This is a genomic window from Streptococcus sp. KHUD_013, assembly GCF_052588545.1.
Map to the genome: position 1 here is coordinate 51,109 of NZ_CP186264.1, position 16,546 is coordinate 67,654.

A 16,546-nucleotide genomic window follows, 5' to 3' on the forward strand; every position below is an offset into this window, starting at 1 on the left:
TATTAGTTTGGAGAGTAAAAATACAATGAAACGTTCCATGTATGCTGGACGTGTTCGTGAGGAACACATTGGACAAGAACTAACCCTCAAAGGATGGGTAAGCCGACGCCGTGATTTGGGTGGCTTGATCTTTATTGATTTGCGGGACCGTGAAGGGATTATGCAATTGGTCATCAATCCAGAAACAGTCAGTTCGGAAGTAATGGCAACGGCCGAGAGCCTTCGTAGCGAGTATGTGATTGAAGTGACAGGTCAAGTTGCTGCCAGACAGCAAGCTAATGATAAAATTGCAACAGGTCAGGTTGAAATGCATGTTTCTTCCTTGACTGTCCTCAATACTGCAAAAACCACGCCATTTGAGATCAAGGACGGCATTGAAGCAAACGATGATACTCGTCTACGCTATCGATATTTGGACTTGCGTCGTCCAGAAATGTTGGAAAACTTAAAATTGCGTGCCAAGGTAACCCATTCTATCCGTAATTATTTGGATGAGTTGGAATTTATTGATGTGGAAACACCATTCCTTTCTAAATCAACTCCAGAAGGGGCGCGTGACTACCTCGTACCATCTCGCGTCAACAAGGGTCACTTTTATGCCTTACCTCAAAGCCCTCAAATTACCAAACAATTGTTGATGAATGCTGGCTTTGACCGCTATTATCAAATCGTCAAATGTTTCCGTGATGAAGATTTACGTGGCGACCGTCAACCGGAGTTTACACAGGTCGATTTAGAAACTTCCTTCCTGACAGAGCAAGAAATTCAAGATATTACGGAAGGTTTAATCGCACGTGTTATGAAAGAAACTAAGGGAATCGAAGTGACACTTCCTTTCCCACGGATGAAGTACGACGATGCTATGGCTCTTTATGGTTCTGACAAACCAGATACTCGTTTTGAGATGCTCTTGACAGACTTGACAGAAGTTGTAAAGGGTGTAGACTTCAAGGTCTTCTCAGAAGCACCTGCCGTTAAAGCCATCGTTGTTAAAGGCGCAGCAGACAACTACTCTCGTAAAGATATCGATAAGATGACTGAAGTAGCCAAGCAATATGGGGCAAAAGGTCTAGCGTGGGTCAAGGTAGTTGATGGTGCTTTAAATGGGCCAGTAGCTAAGTTCTTGACAGGTGTGACAACAGAGTTGACAAGTGCTTTACAGTTGGAAGAAAAGGATTTGGTTCTCTTTGTAGCTGATACACTAGAAGTGGCCAATGCAACTCTAGGTGCCCTTCGTTGTAGAATTGCCAAGGAATTGGACCTCATTGACAATAGTCAATTCAACTTCCTATGGGTGGTCGATTGGCCAATGTTTGAGTGGTCTGAAGAAGAAGGTCGTTACATGAGTGCCCACCATCCATTTACACTTCCGCAAGCAGATACAGCTCATGAATTAGAGGGCGATCTTGCCAAGGTACGGGCCATTGCCTATGATATTGTGCTCAATGGTTACGAGCTTGGTGGTGGTAGTCTTCGGATCAACCAAAAAGAATTGCAAGAACGGATGTTTACCGCTCTCGGTTTCTCAAAAGAAGACGCGACAGAGCAATTTGGTTTCTTGCTAGAAGCCATGGATTATGGTTTCCCTCCACATGGTGGATTAGCTCTTGGTTTGGACCGTTTTGTCATGCTGTTAGCTGGTGAGGAGAATATCCGTGAAGTGATTGCCTTTCCTAAGAACAATAAGGCAACGGATCCAATGACCCAAGCCCCTTCTACAGTAGCTACCAAACAACTGGAAGAGTTGAGCCTACAAGTAGAAGTAAAAACTGAGGAATAAGAAAAGTAAAAGCGGAAAATTACCATAAGCAACTTGTGGGATTTTCCCTTTATTTATAAATTGAGAGATAATCATGAAAAAAACTCGCTTAGGCAAGATCTTGCGTTATTATATACGAAGATTGGCCTATAACTTTAAATTACTACGGGTCTTAAAAAGTATTTCCCGAGAGAAGTACGATGAAAAGATTTCGGCTTCTTTGGTCTATGGCTTCCTATCTGCCGTTGCTGTGAACTTCTTTTTCCAGCCGGGACGTGTGTATTCCAGTGGTGCGACAGGATTGGCCCAGATTATATCCGCCCTTAGTGATCGATTTTTAGGCTTTACCATTCCGGTCTCTTTGTCATTCTATGCCATCAATCTGCCATTAATGATCATCGCTTGGTATCAAATTGGTCATAAGTTTACTATTTTCACCTTTATCACGGTGTCTATGAGTTCCTTCTTTATCCAATTTATGCCAGTGGTTACCCTGACCAATGATCCTATTATGAATGCTCTCTTTGGGGGAGTTGTAATGGGGACAGGGATTGGATTTGCGCTTCGCAACAATATCTCCAGTGGGGGAACCGATATTGTTAGCTTGACCATTCGAAAGCGAACGGGCAAGAACGTCGGAAAAATTTCTCTCATCGTCAATGGGACCATCATGTTGATAGCAGGGATGACCTTTGGTTGGAAATATGCCCTCTATTCGATGATTACCATTTTTGTGTCCAGTCGAGTGACAGATGCAGTCTTTACCAAGCAGAAGCGGATGCAGGCTATGATTGTCACTAGCCAACCGGATAAGATAATTGAGAAAATTCATAAGCGTTTGCATCGTGGAGCAACCATTATCCACAATGCGGAAGGGACTTATAATCATCAGGAAAAAGCGGTCTTGCTCACCGTTATTACCAGAGCAGAGTTTAATGAGTTTAAATTTTTAATGAAAAAAGAGGATCCTGAAGCTTTTATTACCATATCAGAAAATGTTCATATTATTGGACGTTTTGTCGAAGTGGAGGATTAAAAAATTCCTGCAAGATAGGCTTGCAGGAATTTTTTTATGCTTGTACTACCAAAATCCAACTATAGGCTGGAATGGTGAATTCTCTTTGAGAAATTTGTTGCTCTCTAGTATAAACATGGGGGTGAGCAATTGCTAATCTAGCAGGCTGTTTGAGTGAATAAGTCCACTCTTGATCCCCCAGGTTGACCAAGATAAGAAGTTTGCGTCCATCTTTTTCGATGCTGTAAGAGAAGGTGTTTTCCGAAGTCCAAGTGACTTGACAGTAGTCTCGAATGGCTTGGGCCTTCTCTAGGTGGAGGAGGTCTTCCTCTTTACGATAAGCAATGAAATCGCGAAGGAAATGGATATCTCTTTCATAGGCTGTAGAAGAAAGCCAGTCTAGTTGATTTAGAGCATCTGGGAGATTGTAAGTATTTTCTTCTAAGCCTTTGCTGCGATAGAACTCTTGGCCGGCATGTAGGAAGGGAACGCCTTGAGACAAGAGGACGAGGTGCAAACCGAGACGAGCTTTAGCCTGTCGCTTCTCCTCTGAAATATTTGGATCTTCAACCTTGAGATAGTCAAAGAAGGTTGCGTTATCGTGGCATTCCACATAGTTAATCGCCTGTTGAGGACGCACAAAGTGGGCTGCTCCTTTGAGTCCAACATTGGCAGTCAAAATATTGGCAAGATCATTGGCCTGATAACGACTATCTATTCGACCTTCCTTCAAGATGCTTCGTTTAACGGTATCTCGGAAGTTGTCACTGAAAAAGCCATAAGGACGAAGGTGACGGGCATTGTATTGATGAGCCAGGAGGTCTGGATCCAGTCCGGTATCCATCTTCCACCCTTCCCCATAAAGGTAAATGTTGGGGTAAATAGCGCTTAATTCATCTTGAATTTCCATCATGGTTTGGCGATCAATGATTCCCATGAGGTCAAAGCGAAAGCCATCAAAGCCATACAGTTGAACCCACTGCTTGACGGATTGCTTGATGTAGTTGCGAACCATAGCCCGTTCACTAGCTACATCATTACCACAGAAGGTCCCGTTGGTCCGTTGGCGGTTTTGGTCATAACGGTAGAAATAGCCAGGAACAATCTGCTCAAAAGCAAAATCGTCAGAGAGGTAAACGTGGTTATAGACGACGTCCATTATGAGGCTGAGATCGGCCTGATGGTATGCATCAATCACTTGTTGTAGCTCAAGGATCCGTTGGTAAGGATCATTTGGCTGGGTGCTAAAACTTCCTTCAGGGACATTGTATTGCACAGGGTCATAGCCCCAATTGTAACCAGCGACAGGGTTGGTTTCATCCACGCTTCCAAAATCATAGAGGGGCATGAGCTGAACATGAGTAATGCCCAGGGATTTCAAGTAATCAAAGCCAAAGGTCTGGTTTTCATGTTTAGGAGATTCTAACAAGGCTGGGAAGGTCCCAGGGTGTTGGAATCCGGCTTCTTTTTGCATGGAGAAATCTCGAACACTTAGTTCATAAATAACGGCCTGAGTCGGATCCAGTTGAGTCGCTGCTCTCTGAATGGGGCGCTCAATCTTGTGGCGGTCGATGACATAGCTAGCTCCTGAATTGGCTTCAGAAGAGAGGGCATAAGGGTCATGAACGATATGGGTTACACCATTAACCTGATGCTGGTAGGCATAAGGGGCTTTTTCCCAATCTCCCTCGAGTACTAGACGCCAAACTCCTTTTTCTGTTCGCTCCATCGGGTAGGCAGTTTGGTTGATCAAGAGCTCAACCTCTTGAGAGATAGGAGCCCAGAAGGCAAAGGTCGTTTGTTCTTTTGAGTAATGAGCTCCTAAATCCTCTCCATCATAAGCATAAAGCTGATCAAAGATGGGTTGACGGACAACATCTCGGAAGTGGAGGAGACAGGACTCGCCGTTACCATTTGAAAGAGTATATATTTGACTCATGTCGACGGGAAGAGGGCTCCGAAGAGTTTTTTCTTCCTCCGTCGGCAGGAGTTCAATCGTGTTGGAACCAGACGTCAATGTAAAAGGAAGAGAGGCCACTACGCTCTCTCCTCCTTCCACGCGAATCAAGTCTTGGTCATCTAAATAAGCTGAAAAATGAGTTGTCATGGGTTCTCCTAAAGTTCAATAATCGAGTGTTCAATGAGCTGTCTATAGCAAACGGTTTTGTTTTCCTTGTTGTCCTTAATAATTTGGAGTAGGGTTCTGACAGATTCACGTCCTAATTCAACCGTATTGATATCAATATAGGCGTCAATTGGAATCCGTGGTTTAATGGAGTCGAAGGAAATAATCGGAAGATCGACTTGTTTGTCTATCAGGTATCTCCGGACCCCTTCGGCAACGAGAATATCCGTTGTCATGAGTGCTTCCAGTTTTTCAAAAGGCAGGGTATCCATGATTTGGTAAGAATTTTCTTCAAGCAAGAAACCAAAGGAGAATTTGACCAATTCTTCACGAAGAGGGATTTGATGACTGGCAAGAGCTTCTTGATAGCCCTTGTAGCGGTCTTGAGAAACAGCCAATTCCTTATTTCCTCCAAGGAAAGCGATGTGTTGGTATCCCTTGTTGATAAAGTATTCGGTCGCATCAAAGGCTGCTTTAACATTGTCGTTATCGACTAAGGATACAAAAGGTGAAGTTGCTTTTCCTAAAATCAAGAAAGGAAATTTATCTTCAATACAGAAGTCAACCAGAGGATCATTCAATTTGGAATAGAGGAAGATGAGTCCATCTACCCGCTTACCATAAATCATTTGTTTGAGTTGATCGAGGCGGTGGGTTTCATTAGCCCCTGTACAAATCTGAATCGCATAGCCATGATCAGAGGCGACCTGACTAATCCCACGGAGGACTGTAGGGAAGAAGGGGTTTTGGAAGAACACATCACTTTCATCAGGCAAGACAAGGGCAATCACCTGACTGGACTGGCTTACTAAGCTACGAGCATTGAGGTTTGGATGGTAATCCAGTTCTTTCATGGCAGAACGAACCCGCTTTTTAGTGGCTTCACTGATGGTAGATTTATTTTGAATCACTCGTGTAACGGTAGATGGTGCAACGCCAGCTAGTTTGGCGACATCTTTGATGGTGACACGCATAAAGGACCTCCCTAAGGTTTGTAATCTGGATCCCGGAAATGTGTCTTATAGAAGGCAAGCGCGAGGAACAAGACAAATAGGATATTTTGGATCAAGATGGTTGTGGTAAAGACTTGGTGGAACAATAAACTGATCAGGACGCTCGCCAGAATAGGCAAACCAAGACAGTTGAGAGTGAAGTTGAAGCATTCTTTGAAGGTCTTGAGAGAGAAGAGACGTGACTTCCGTGTCAAGAAGAGGAAGAAGGAAGCTCCAAATACTAAAATTGCAAAATTCACAGCAGATAAGAAACCTGAGAAGAGGACGAGGAAGAGGCTAACTGCCAATCGATTGGCTTGGAACCAATCTTTGGAAATGGCTTGGCTTAAAGCATCTTTATTTTCGAGACTCTTTTGATTGATTGCCTGATAAGGAATACTTGCAAGTTCTTTGTTTTCTCTGCTAATCACTAGTTGGGTCTTATCGAAATAGAGGGTTAATTTTTCACCTAACGAAGTCCCTTCGTGATGACCGATGATAACATGGCCAGCTTTGTTCTTGTGAACTCCAAAATGACTGTTATAGACTAGTTCATGCTCTTCAATACGGACACTTTCTTTCAAGTCCTTCATAACATCCTCCGTTAAGGGATCAAAGACATCGCTAACGAAGGTAGTTAAAGGGTAGGTCTGGAGTTCCGCATTTTGAACGGCGACAGGAATGAGTGTCAAGGATAGAAGAAAGAGTGAGGTGAAAATCATTTGGAACCAATTGAGTTGTTTACGGTTCGCAAAGGCTTTTCTTACCTGAAAAAGGCTGGAAAAATAATTAAATGGATAGGGCATGAATTGACCTTTCTAATCTCCGAAATGTGGAGAGCATAGCAAGATTTTATCCTTAACCAAAGATGGGAGAGAGACCGGTAGCAAATCAATCAACTTGCTATCCTTGTCCCACTCCCATCCTTTCCTTAAAGATAAAATTTATGTGACTGGGAGAAAAGTAGGAGAGGAATTCTCCTCCTTTTCTTCATTGATGGAAGTTGTACCTATCCAAGGAAGGTGACAAACTTCTGATAGAAAACCTTATTTTATCCTTTATCCCCACCAGCTGTCAAGCCTGAAACAAAGTTCTTTTGGAGGAAGAAGAAGAGCACACAGATTGGGACTGCAATCAGAATCGCACCTGCCGCAAAGAAGGCAATCTTTTGATTTTTTTGGTCACTGATAAAGGTTTGAAGACCAACCGCTACCGTGTAGTTGATTTCGTCACGAAGCAAGAATTTAGACAAGATGTAGTCTCCAAAAGGTCCCATGAAGGCCCAAAGTGCTTGGACCGCAATCATTGGACGAACCAATGGAAGGACGATTTGCCAGAAGCGACGGAAGTGTCCAGCACCATCTAATTTTGCAGATTCATCAAGTGAAATTGGGACTGTATCGAAGTAACCCTTCATCAACCAAGCATTCATTGGAATTCCTCCACCGACATAGAGGAAGATCAGGAACCAACTGTGGTTCAAGGCGTTCAACATCAAGGCCATAACGAAGAAGGCAGTCAAAGCAGCCATGGTAGGCACCATTTGGATAATCAAGAAGAAGACCAAACTTTGCTTACGAGCCAAGAAGTTGTAACGGCTGTAGGCGTACCCTGCTAGAGTAATGATGGATGTTTGAGCAACCATGGTAATAATGGCGATAATCAAGGTATTGAGATACCAAGTGCCATAGAGGGTATCCGTAAAGAGCTTTTGGAAGTTATCAAAGCTGAGACTGCCACTGAAATCAAGCGTAAAGGCACTGACGTTACCAGTTTTGAAGGCTGAAAGAACCGTAATCAACAAGGGATAGATGATGACGATGGATAGGACAACCAAGTAGAGGTAAGTCAAGAAATGATTAAGGCGGCGTTTAAATTGAACTGAGTTTTTCATTTTACACATCCTCCATATCAAATGCGTGCAGTTTCTTGAAAGCAATCATCGAGATAGAGATCACAATCAGAGAGATAATCAACGTAACCGCAGCAGCCATTGAGTATTGAGGTGATGAGTTCGTTGTCAATTTATAGATCCAAGAAATCAAGATATCTGTCGAACCAGCATTTCCTCCAACAGATCCAGGTCCACCATCGTTAAAGAGGTAGATAATGGAGAAGTTGTTAAAGTTGAAGGTGTATTGGCTAATGAGCGTTGGTGCCGCAACAGCCAAAATCATTGGGAAGGTAATGTTGCGGAATTTTTGCCAAGCGTTTGCCCCATCGATATAGGCTGCTTCATAAAGATCGTTTGGAATAGATTGCAAGATTCCCAGTGTCAAGACGTAAATGTAAGGGAAGCCGAGCCAACCTTGCATCATAATCAAAGCAATTTTTGTCCAGGTAGGGTCCGTTTTCCAAGGAATGAGAACCCCATCTAAGAATGGGAAAATCTTTGCAAAGAGAGGGATGACTTGCGCATTGATTGCCCCGATACTATCGTTGAACATGTTTGAGAAGGTCAAGATAGTGATGAAGGCAGGAACCGCCCATGGAAGAAGGAAGATGACACCAAAGATGCGTTTTCCTTTAATGAATGGTTGGTTAGAAATAATGGCTGTCAAGATACCAAGAACGATTTGAAGTGTTGAAGCTGCCAAGGCCCAGATCAAGGTCCAGCCCAATACAGATGTAAAGGCAGAACGGAAGGTACTCAAAGTCCACATGTTGGTGAAGTTTTGAAGTCCGATCCAATCAAGGAGCGTAAAGCGAGCTGTATGCTTAAAGTCGTAGTTGGTAAAGGCAATCATCAAGGTAACCAAAACAGGGAAGATGATTGCAAAGGTCATGGCAATATAAGAAGGGATGATCAAGAGATAGGGGAAGCCATTTTCATAGATAGCATTCACCATCTCTTTTAGGGTCTTCGGCACTCGAATACCGTTATTAATCCGCTTAGCTACAGTACCCGCATCTTTGATATTCAGAGCGTAGAACATCAAATAAACGACGGTGATAATTAAGTGGAAGGCCCCACGAATCAAGATAAAAAGAGAATTATCTTTTCCACGGACAGTACCGAGGGTAACTAGTTTAGACAATTCCTCCAAACCAATACCGAAAAAGTAAGCGAGAAAAACAAGTGTCACACCGAGGAAGATGTATCCTTTTGCTTTCTGTTTGTTATAGATTTGTCCCAAGCCAGGAATGAGGGATAACCACATTGCCTTTTTTGGATTTTGTTGTGTTTCCATATCGACTCCTTATAAGTGAGCGACCAGAGGCCACATCACAGCGAAAGGCTGGGAAACACTCCCAGCCCCTTGGGAACTGTATTACTTGCCACCGAATTTTTGTTCGATAGTTTCTTTGATTAATTTAACAGCACCGTCAGCAGCATCTTTAGCAGATTTCTTACCACTTACAGCATCGAAGAGCATAGTTGCAGCTGGATCCCAAACAGTACTCATTTCAGAGATGTTTGGCATTGGTTGTGCATTTTCAAACTGTTTAACAACGGCAGTTGTCAATTCATCGTTTTTACCAACAGCGTATTCACGAGCTTCTGTGTTAGCTGGCACTTCGTTCGTCTTATCGTAGAAAGCTTTTTGTTGATCAGTTGAAGTCAAGAAGTCTACGAATTTTTGAGCTGCTTCAGGGTGGTTAGCACCTGCAGGGATAACCCAAGCTTTACCTCCACCAAAGGCAGAGTAAGCTTTTCCGTTTGGAAGAGTAGGGATTGTTGCTACACCGTAGTTTACTTTGGCTTCTTTCAATGAAGATGCTTTCCATGGACCATCAATGATGGCAGCTGTCTTACCTTCTTGGAATTGAGTTTGGATGAAGTTTGCAGCACCTTTAGTGTCTTGCAATCCTTTAGGCCATTTAGCATACCAAGTTTTCGCGTATTCGATACCATCGATCGCACCTTGGTTGTTCAAACCAATGTCTTTTGGATCTGTACCATCTTTACCGAAGACATAGCCACCGTTACCTGAAAGGAGTCCATATGCATAGTAGAAGTTTGTCCAGTCAGCAAGGAAGGCAGTGTTTTTACCATCTTCACCAGCGAAGTCATACTTGCTGTCTTTTGCCAATTCTTCAAGTTCGCCAAATGTTTTTGGAGCTTCTTGCATGAGGTCTTTGTTGTAGTAAAGAACCAATGTTTCGATAACTGCTGGTGCACCGTATACTTTACCACCGTTTGTTACAAGTGATTCAGTTGTTTTGTCAGTCTTGCTGTCTTTGTTCAATGTCACTTCAGCCAATTGACCGTCGTTACCAAGGCCACCTACACGGTCGTATGGTGCCATCATAACGTCTGGAGCTTTACCAGATTGGTTGTCAAGAGACAATTTGTCCAATCCACCAAGAGCGTCACCTGTCTTGATCGTTACTTTTGTTCCACTTTCTTTTTCAAAAGCTTTCGCAGCTTCTTCCATGTAAGCTTTGTAGCCATTGTCAACGTATACTGTCAACTCGTTTTCAGAAGCAGCAGAGTCGTCTTTTTTGCCTCCACAAGCTACCAAAAGAAGTGATGCGAATCCAACTGTACCAAGTACAGCAGCGCTTCGAAGAATTGTGCGTTTCATGATTTATTCCTCCTAAAGAATAAAAATAAGATTATTAGTTGAAAACGTTTTAGACAAACGTTTTCCTTAACACGAATAGTATATCACAGAGAGAAAACGTTTGCAAGCTCTTTGTGCAAAAATTTTTTAAAAATTTTTATCTTCTATTAAATACACACAAATAGTTGACAAGAAACTGAGAAAGGGATAAACTAGGCGTGGGGTGAAACCTGCAGAAAAAATCATAAAAGTTTAGGAAACCTCTTGCATAAACCACAGGAATACTTTATAATGGACAAGTAACGCAAACGTTTTCCTTAAACGTTGCATAAAGATGATCTAAGGTCATTTATAAATAGGTTAAATTCAGCTCTATGTCTGATGACTGCCCTTCTTCTGTTCTTTCTGAGAGTTGGAGTGGGAACAGAACAGTGTAGAAGGTTGGTCTATTTTTCTTTGAAACAAAAAATATTAAACTAAAGGTGGTACCCTCAATGAAAAAACGCCAAAGTGGTGTCTTGATGCACATTTCATCCTTGCCTGGGAAGTATGGAATCGGTTCGTTTGGCCAAGCAGCCTATGATTTTGTGGATTTCCTCGTTCGTACCAAGCAACGGTATTGGCAAATTTTGCCTCTCGGAACAACAAGCTACGGGGATTCTCCCTACCAATCCTTCTCGGCTTTTGCAGGGAATACCCACTTTATTGACTTCGATCTCTTGATCGAGCAAGGGGTCTTGGATGCATCTGATGTCGAGGGTGTTGATTTTGGTCAAGACCCAACAGAAGTAGACTATGCGAAGATTTTCGAACAACGTCGTCCTCTTCTAGAAAAAGCGGTTAAAGCTTTTATCGAAAACGGTGATTGGGATGACTTCAGCCGTTTTACTGAAGAGAATGCAGCTTGGTTGGAATTATTTGCTGAATACATGGCTATTAAAGAGCACTTTGAATTAAAAGCATGGACAGAGTGGCCAGACGCTGCGATTCGTGCACGTCAACCGGAAGCCCTTGCATCCTACCGCGCTCAATTGGAAGACAAATTGACTTACCATCGAGTAACACAGTATTTCTTCTTCAAACAATGGTTGAAATTGAAAGCATACGCTAACGACAATCACATCGAAATCGTAGGTGATATGCCAATCTACGTAGCGGAAGATTCAAGTGATATGTGGGCAAATCCTCATCTCTTTAAAACAGATGAAAATGGAAAAGCAACCTGCATCGCAGGATGCCCACCAGATGAGTTCTCAGCAACTGGTCAACTTTGGGGCAACCCAATCTATGACTGGGAAGCAATGGACAAAGATGGTTACAAATGGTGGATTGAACGCTTGCGTGAGAGCTTCAAGATCTACGACATCGTGCGGATCGACCACTTCCGTGGTTTTGAATCTTACTGGGAAATCCCAGCTGGTTCTGATACAGCAGCACCAGGTAAATGGGTCAAAGGTCCTGGCTACAAACTCTTTGCCGCAGTGAAAGAAGAACTCGGTGATTTGAACATCATCGCAGAAGACCTTGGCTTCATGACGGACGAAGTCATTGAGCTTCGTGAGCGCACAGGCTTCCCAGGCATGAAGATTCTTCAATTTGCCTTCAATCCTGATGATGAAAGTATCGACAGCCCTCACTTAGCGCCAAATAACTCTGTTATGTACACTGGTACACATGATAACAACACGGTTCTTGGATGGTACCGCAATGAAATTGACGATCCAACTCGTGAGTACCTTGCTCGTTACACCAACCGTAAAGAATACGAATCTGTTCCACATGCGATGCTTCGTACCGTCTTTGCTTCAGTCAGCTTTATGGCCATCGCTACCATGCAAGATTTGTTAGAGTTGGATGGCTCAGCTCGTATGAACTTCCCATCTACCCTTGGTGGCAACTGGGCATGGCGGATGACAGCGGATCAATTGACTCCTGCTGTTGAGCAAGAATTACTTGATTTCACAACCATCTATCGTCGTGAAAATACTGACTTGGTGAAAGAAGAAGCGAAAAAAGCAGAAAAATAATCTTTCCCCCTATCTAATCAAAACACAAGGAGACACTTAACCATGGAATCATTACAAAAATATGTGATTGATCATCATCAAAAAACAATTGCAGAATGTTCAAACGAAGAATTGTACATTGCTTTGCTTAATTACACCAAGCAGGCAAGTGCCCAAAAGAAATTAAATACTGGTAAGAAAAAAGTTTACTATATCTCAGCTGAGTTCTTGATCGGTAAACTCTTGTCGAATAACTTGATCAACTTGGGTCTTTACGACGATGTCAAAAAAGAATTGTCAGATGCTGGTAAAGACTTGATCGAAGTAGAAGAAGTGGAATTGGAACCATCACTTGGTAACGGTGGTTTGGGACGTTTGGCGGCCTGCTTTATCGACTCTATCTCAAGCCTTGGTTTGACAGGGGATGGGGTTGGTTTGAACTACCACTTTGGTTTGTTCCAACAAGTTCTTAAAAACAACCAACAAGAAACGATTCCAAATGCGTGGTTGACTGACCAAAGCTGGCTCGTTCGTTCAAGCCGTAGCTACCAAGTGCCATTTGCACACTTTACCTTGACTTCTACGCTTTATGATATCGATGTACCTGGTTACAAGATCGAAACCAAGAACCGCTTGCGCTTGTTTGACTTGGATTCAGTTGATTCATCCATCATTGAAGATGGTATCAACTTTGACAAGACAGATATCGCTCGCAACTTGACTCTTTTCCTTTACCCAGATGATAGTAACCGTCAAGGGGAATTGCTCCGTATTTTCCAACAATACTTCATGGTTTCAAACGGTGCACAATTGATCCTCGACGAAGCGATCGAAAAAGGAAGCAACTTGCATGACCTTGCTGACTACGCAGTTGTACAAATCAATGATACTCACCCATCTATGGTCATTCCTGAGTTGATCCGTCTCTTGACTGAACGCGGTATCGAAATGGATGAAGCCATCTCTATCGTTCGTAGCATGACCGCTTACACTAACCACACAATCCTTGCAGAAGCCCTTGAAAAATGGCCACTTGAATTCTTGCAAGAAGTGGTTCCTCACTTGGTACCAATCATTGAAGAATTGGACCGTCGTGTTCGTGCTGAACACAAAGATCCAGCTGTTCAAATCATTGATGAACACGATCGTGTCCACATGGCCCACATGGATATCCACTATGGATACAGTGTAAACGGGGTTGCAGCTCTTCACACTGAAATCTTGAAGAACTCAGAGTTGAAGGCCTTCTATGACCTTTACCCAGAAAAATTCAACAACAAAACAAACGGAATTACCTTCCGTCGTTGGCTCATGCATGCCAACCCAAGCTTGTCTCACTACTTGGATGAGATCCTTGGACGTGACTGGCACCATGATGCTTCTAAGTTGGAAGACCTTCTCTCATACGAAGATAAAGCTGCTGTCAAAGAAAAATTGGAAAACATCAAAGCCCACAACAAACGTAAATTGGCTCGTCACTTGAAAGATCACCAAGGTGTGGAAATCAATCCAAATTCTATCTTTGATATCCAAATCAAACGTCTTCACGAGTACAAACGTCAACAAATGAACGCTTTGTATGTCATCCACAAATACTTGGACATCAAGGCTGGTAATATCCCTGCTCGTCCAATCACAGTCTTCTTTGGTGGTAAAGCAGCTCCTGCCTACACCATCGCTCAAGATATCATCCACTTGATCCTTTGCTTGTCAGAAGTCATTGCAAACGACCCAGCAGTAGCTCCACACTTGCAAGTAGTGATGGTTGAAAACTACAACGTGACTGCAGCAAGCTTCTTGATCCCAGCATGTGATATCTCAGAACAAATCTCATTGGCTTCTAAAGAAGCTTCAGGTACTGGTAACATGAAATTCATGTTGAACGGAGCTTTGACGCTTGGTACGATGGACGGGGCTAACGTGGAAATCGCTGAGTTGGTTGGAGACGAAAACATCTATATCTTCGGTGAAGATTCAGAAACTGTTATCGACCTTTACGCAAAATCAGCATACAAATCAAGCGAATTCTACGCACGTGAAGCTATCAAACCATTGGTTGACTTCATCGTGAGCGACGCTGTTCTTGCAGTTGGTAACCAAGAACGTTTGGAACGCCTTCACAATGAGTTGATCAACAAAGACTGGTTCATGACCCTTCTCGACTTGGAAGACTACATCAAAGTCAAAGAGCAAATGTTGGCTGACTACGAAGACCGTGACGCATGGTTGGATAAAGTCATCGTCAACATTGCCAAAGCAGGATTCTTCTCATCTGACCGTACCATCGCTCAGTACAACGAAGATATCTGGCACTTGAACTAATTTGTTTTCGACATTCTAGAAGCAATATACTTAGAAAGAAGAGCTCCTTTTGAATCATATCCTGATTTAGAGGGAGCTTTTTTAGCACAGGATCGCTGGGAAAATCTAAACTTGCGCTTCCCTAAGGTTCACGTTATAATAAATACTATGGATATTAGAAACGAGGAAATACAATGAAGAAAAATCCAATTTATATGTATGTCTTGCTAGCTCTATCAGCGATGGGAACTCTATTAACTGCTCAGTCCTTCTTTGGATTGGCTAAAGTGGAGCTCACAGATGAAATGGCAGCTTCTTTGAACTTAACCACTGCTCTTGAACGGGAAGAATACAAAGCCTTCCTTGAGAAATTAATCGTAGCCTTACGCGGACCGATTGCTTGGTTGTTGCTATCTCTTTTGATTGGGGGCTTGATTGCAGTTGCCTATTTCTTCCTGTCTAAAAAGGATATTGTTAAGGCGACCTATGCCTATATGGGACAGATTGGTGCCTTTGTCTTAATGAGCTTGCATAATTTCTTGTCTTATCGTTCTTCTATGTCTGTGATCACGTCAGACAAATTGCGGACCTTGTTACAGGCTTCTAGCTTATATGCACTTGTCTTGAGTGTGGTTGTAGCCCTTGTTTACTTGGGAATCCTCCTCTACAAATTGAAAAATAGACCAGCTAGCGACCTTCAAGCTTAGATCATAGCATTAAAAAACTCCTCAAGTCTGGAACAAAGAAGAGGAGCTGGTCTGATTGGAGAAAAAAATGAAAGTATGTTTTGTCTATATCAGTTTAAGTGGCAATACTGAAAGTTTTGTTCGTCGTCTCAGTGATTATCTATGGGAGCAGTACCCTGACTTGGTCATTGAAAAAATCCATGTCAAAGACCTAGTCAAAGAAGGAAAGCCCTTCTTTGAAGTTGATACACCTTTTATCGCCTTTTTGCCGACCTACCTAGAAGGAGGAAATGGTGTTGATAATGGAGATGTGGAAATTTTAACGACCGATGTAGCAGACTTTATTGCCTATGGAGACAATGCCACTAAATGCTTGGGAGTTGTAGGATCAGGAAATCGCAACTTCAACAATCAATATTGCCTAACGGCCAAGCAGTACAGCCAACGCTTTGGTTTCCCTGTGCTAGCAGACTTTGAGATGAGAGGGATGCTAGGGGATATCAAAAAAGTAGCGGCCATTGTAGAAGATTTGTATCGTCTTTAAAACAAAAGAGGCTGGGACAAAAGTCCTAGCCTCTCAATTGTCTTTGGATTATCGAGCAAGACGCAGTGGTTGAGTGGGCTCTACCACGCTGATTTCATCAGCTTTTACAGCCCTACTCAACTGTGCGGAGGTGGGACGACGAAATCGAATTCTAACGAATTACCGATTTCTGTCCCACTCTCTTATTTGTTACGGTTGAAGAGAGAGGGGGCATACTTTGTATGACTCCTCTTTTTGCTGCTTATTTTAATTGATCTGTGATTTCTTTCGAGAGCAAGAGGCCGAGGCGATAGTCCTTATTGATGGCGTGGATGACATCGTTGATGTTTTCCGTCGTTTGGATTTGTTCCTTGATGCTTGCTTTGAAGGCTTCATCTTTTAAGAGTTGCTCTTGTAAAATCTTTTGCAGTTTTTCTCTCTCGTATTTATTGATTAAAAAGAGAATGAGCAGACTAACTAAAATAAGAATATAAACAGTTTGATTCATAGGGTTCTCCAAAGGATAAGATAATGGATGAAGGGAAGCGATAATCCCTAAAAATATAGGTGTGTTTAGCATGAGAAAAGGAGTGAGATGGAACTAAATAAGGTTTATTTAGCGATTCCTCTC

At 42.7% G+C, this 16,546-nt stretch carries 13 protein-coding genes; 6 read left to right on the forward strand and 7 right to left on the reverse strand.

Annotated elements, in window-relative coordinates; genetic code table 11:
* Positions 1-25 precede the first annotated feature (25 nt).
* The gene (aspS, locus tag ACOXXR_RS00245) at positions 26-1,780 is read left to right on the forward strand and encodes an aspartate--tRNA ligase (protein WP_445278502.1); all 1,755 of its coding nucleotides are present in this window, start codon (positions 26-28) and stop codon (positions 1,778-1,780) included.
* A 73-nt stretch (positions 1,781-1,853) separates the two neighbouring features.
* A complete protein-coding gene (locus ACOXXR_RS00250; RefSeq protein WP_023024741.1) occupies positions 1,854-2,795 on the forward strand; it encodes a YitT family protein in 942 nt (313 codons plus the stop codon).
* A gap of 34 nt (positions 2,796-2,829) precedes the next feature.
* Here the strand turns inward: ACOXXR_RS00250 and pulA are convergent, their stop codons facing one another.
* From pulA to ACOXXR_RS00280, 6 genes are all read right to left on the reverse strand, one after another.
* The gene (pulA, locus tag ACOXXR_RS00255) at positions 2,830-4,881 is read right to left on the reverse strand and encodes a type I pullulanase (protein WP_023027401.1); all 2,052 of its coding nucleotides are present in this window, start codon (positions 4,879-4,881) and stop codon (positions 2,830-2,832) included.
* Positions 4,882-4,889: 8 nt separating this feature from the next.
* Positions 4,890-5,873: a LacI family DNA-binding transcriptional regulator gene (locus tag ACOXXR_RS00260; protein WP_445278503.1), complete on the reverse strand. Its 984-nt coding sequence runs from the start codon at positions 5,871-5,873 to the stop codon at positions 4,890-4,892.
* An 11-nt stretch (positions 5,874-5,884) separates the two neighbouring features.
* Positions 5,885-6,697, reverse strand: coding sequence for a maltodextrose utilization protein MalA (locus tag ACOXXR_RS00265; protein WP_023027399.1), 813 nt, complete (start codon positions 6,695-6,697; stop codon positions 5,885-5,887).
* A 245-nt stretch (positions 6,698-6,942) separates the two neighbouring features.
* Positions 6,943-7,785, reverse strand: a complete 843-nt coding sequence (locus ACOXXR_RS00270; protein ID WP_023024736.1) for a sugar ABC transporter permease — start codon at positions 7,783-7,785, stop codon at positions 6,943-6,945.
* A gap of 1 nt (position 7,786) precedes the next feature.
* Positions 7,787-9,082: an ABC transporter permease subunit gene (locus ACOXXR_RS00275; protein WP_445278504.1), complete on the reverse strand. Its 1,296-nt coding sequence runs from the start codon at positions 9,080-9,082 to the stop codon at positions 7,787-7,789.
* An 81-nt stretch (positions 9,083-9,163) separates the two neighbouring features.
* Positions 9,164-10,420: an extracellular solute-binding protein gene (locus tag ACOXXR_RS00280; protein ID WP_129269756.1), complete on the reverse strand. Its 1,257-nt coding sequence runs from the start codon at positions 10,418-10,420 to the stop codon at positions 9,164-9,166.
* A gap of 473 nt (positions 10,421-10,893) precedes the next feature.
* Here ACOXXR_RS00280 and malQ point away from each other — a divergent pair, with 473 nt between their 5' ends.
* From malQ to nrdI, 4 genes are all read left to right on the forward strand, one after another.
* Entirely contained in the window at positions 10,894-12,426 is a 1,533-nt protein-coding gene (gene malQ / locus ACOXXR_RS00285; RefSeq protein ID WP_343093987.1) for a 4-alpha-glucanotransferase, read from the forward strand.
* A gap of 42 nt (positions 12,427-12,468) precedes the next feature.
* Positions 12,469-14,727 (forward strand): glycogen/starch/alpha-glucan family phosphorylase, encoded by a 2,259-nt coding sequence (gene glgP / locus ACOXXR_RS00290; protein WP_414279058.1) that lies wholly within the window; start codon positions 12,469-12,471, stop codon positions 14,725-14,727.
* A 173-nt stretch (positions 14,728-14,900) separates the two neighbouring features.
* A complete protein-coding gene (locus ACOXXR_RS00295) occupies positions 14,901-15,413 on the forward strand; it encodes an ABC transporter permease (protein WP_006595384.1) in 513 nt (170 codons plus the stop codon).
* Positions 15,414-15,468: 55 nt separating this feature from the next.
* Positions 15,469-15,936 carry a class Ib ribonucleoside-diphosphate reductase assembly flavoprotein NrdI gene (nrdI, locus tag ACOXXR_RS00300; protein ID WP_006595385.1) on the forward strand — a complete coding sequence of 156 codons (468 nt, stop codon included), beginning with the start codon at positions 15,469-15,471 and terminating at the stop codon, positions 15,934-15,936.
* Between the two features lie 241 nt (positions 15,937-16,177).
* On the opposite strand, the gene ACOXXR_RS00305 is transcribed toward nrdI, so the two are convergent.
* Positions 16,178-16,423, reverse strand: a complete 246-nt coding sequence (locus ACOXXR_RS00305) for a hypothetical protein (protein WP_006596982.1) — start codon at positions 16,421-16,423, stop codon at positions 16,178-16,180.
* Between the last annotated feature and the right edge of the window lie 123 nt (positions 16,424-16,546).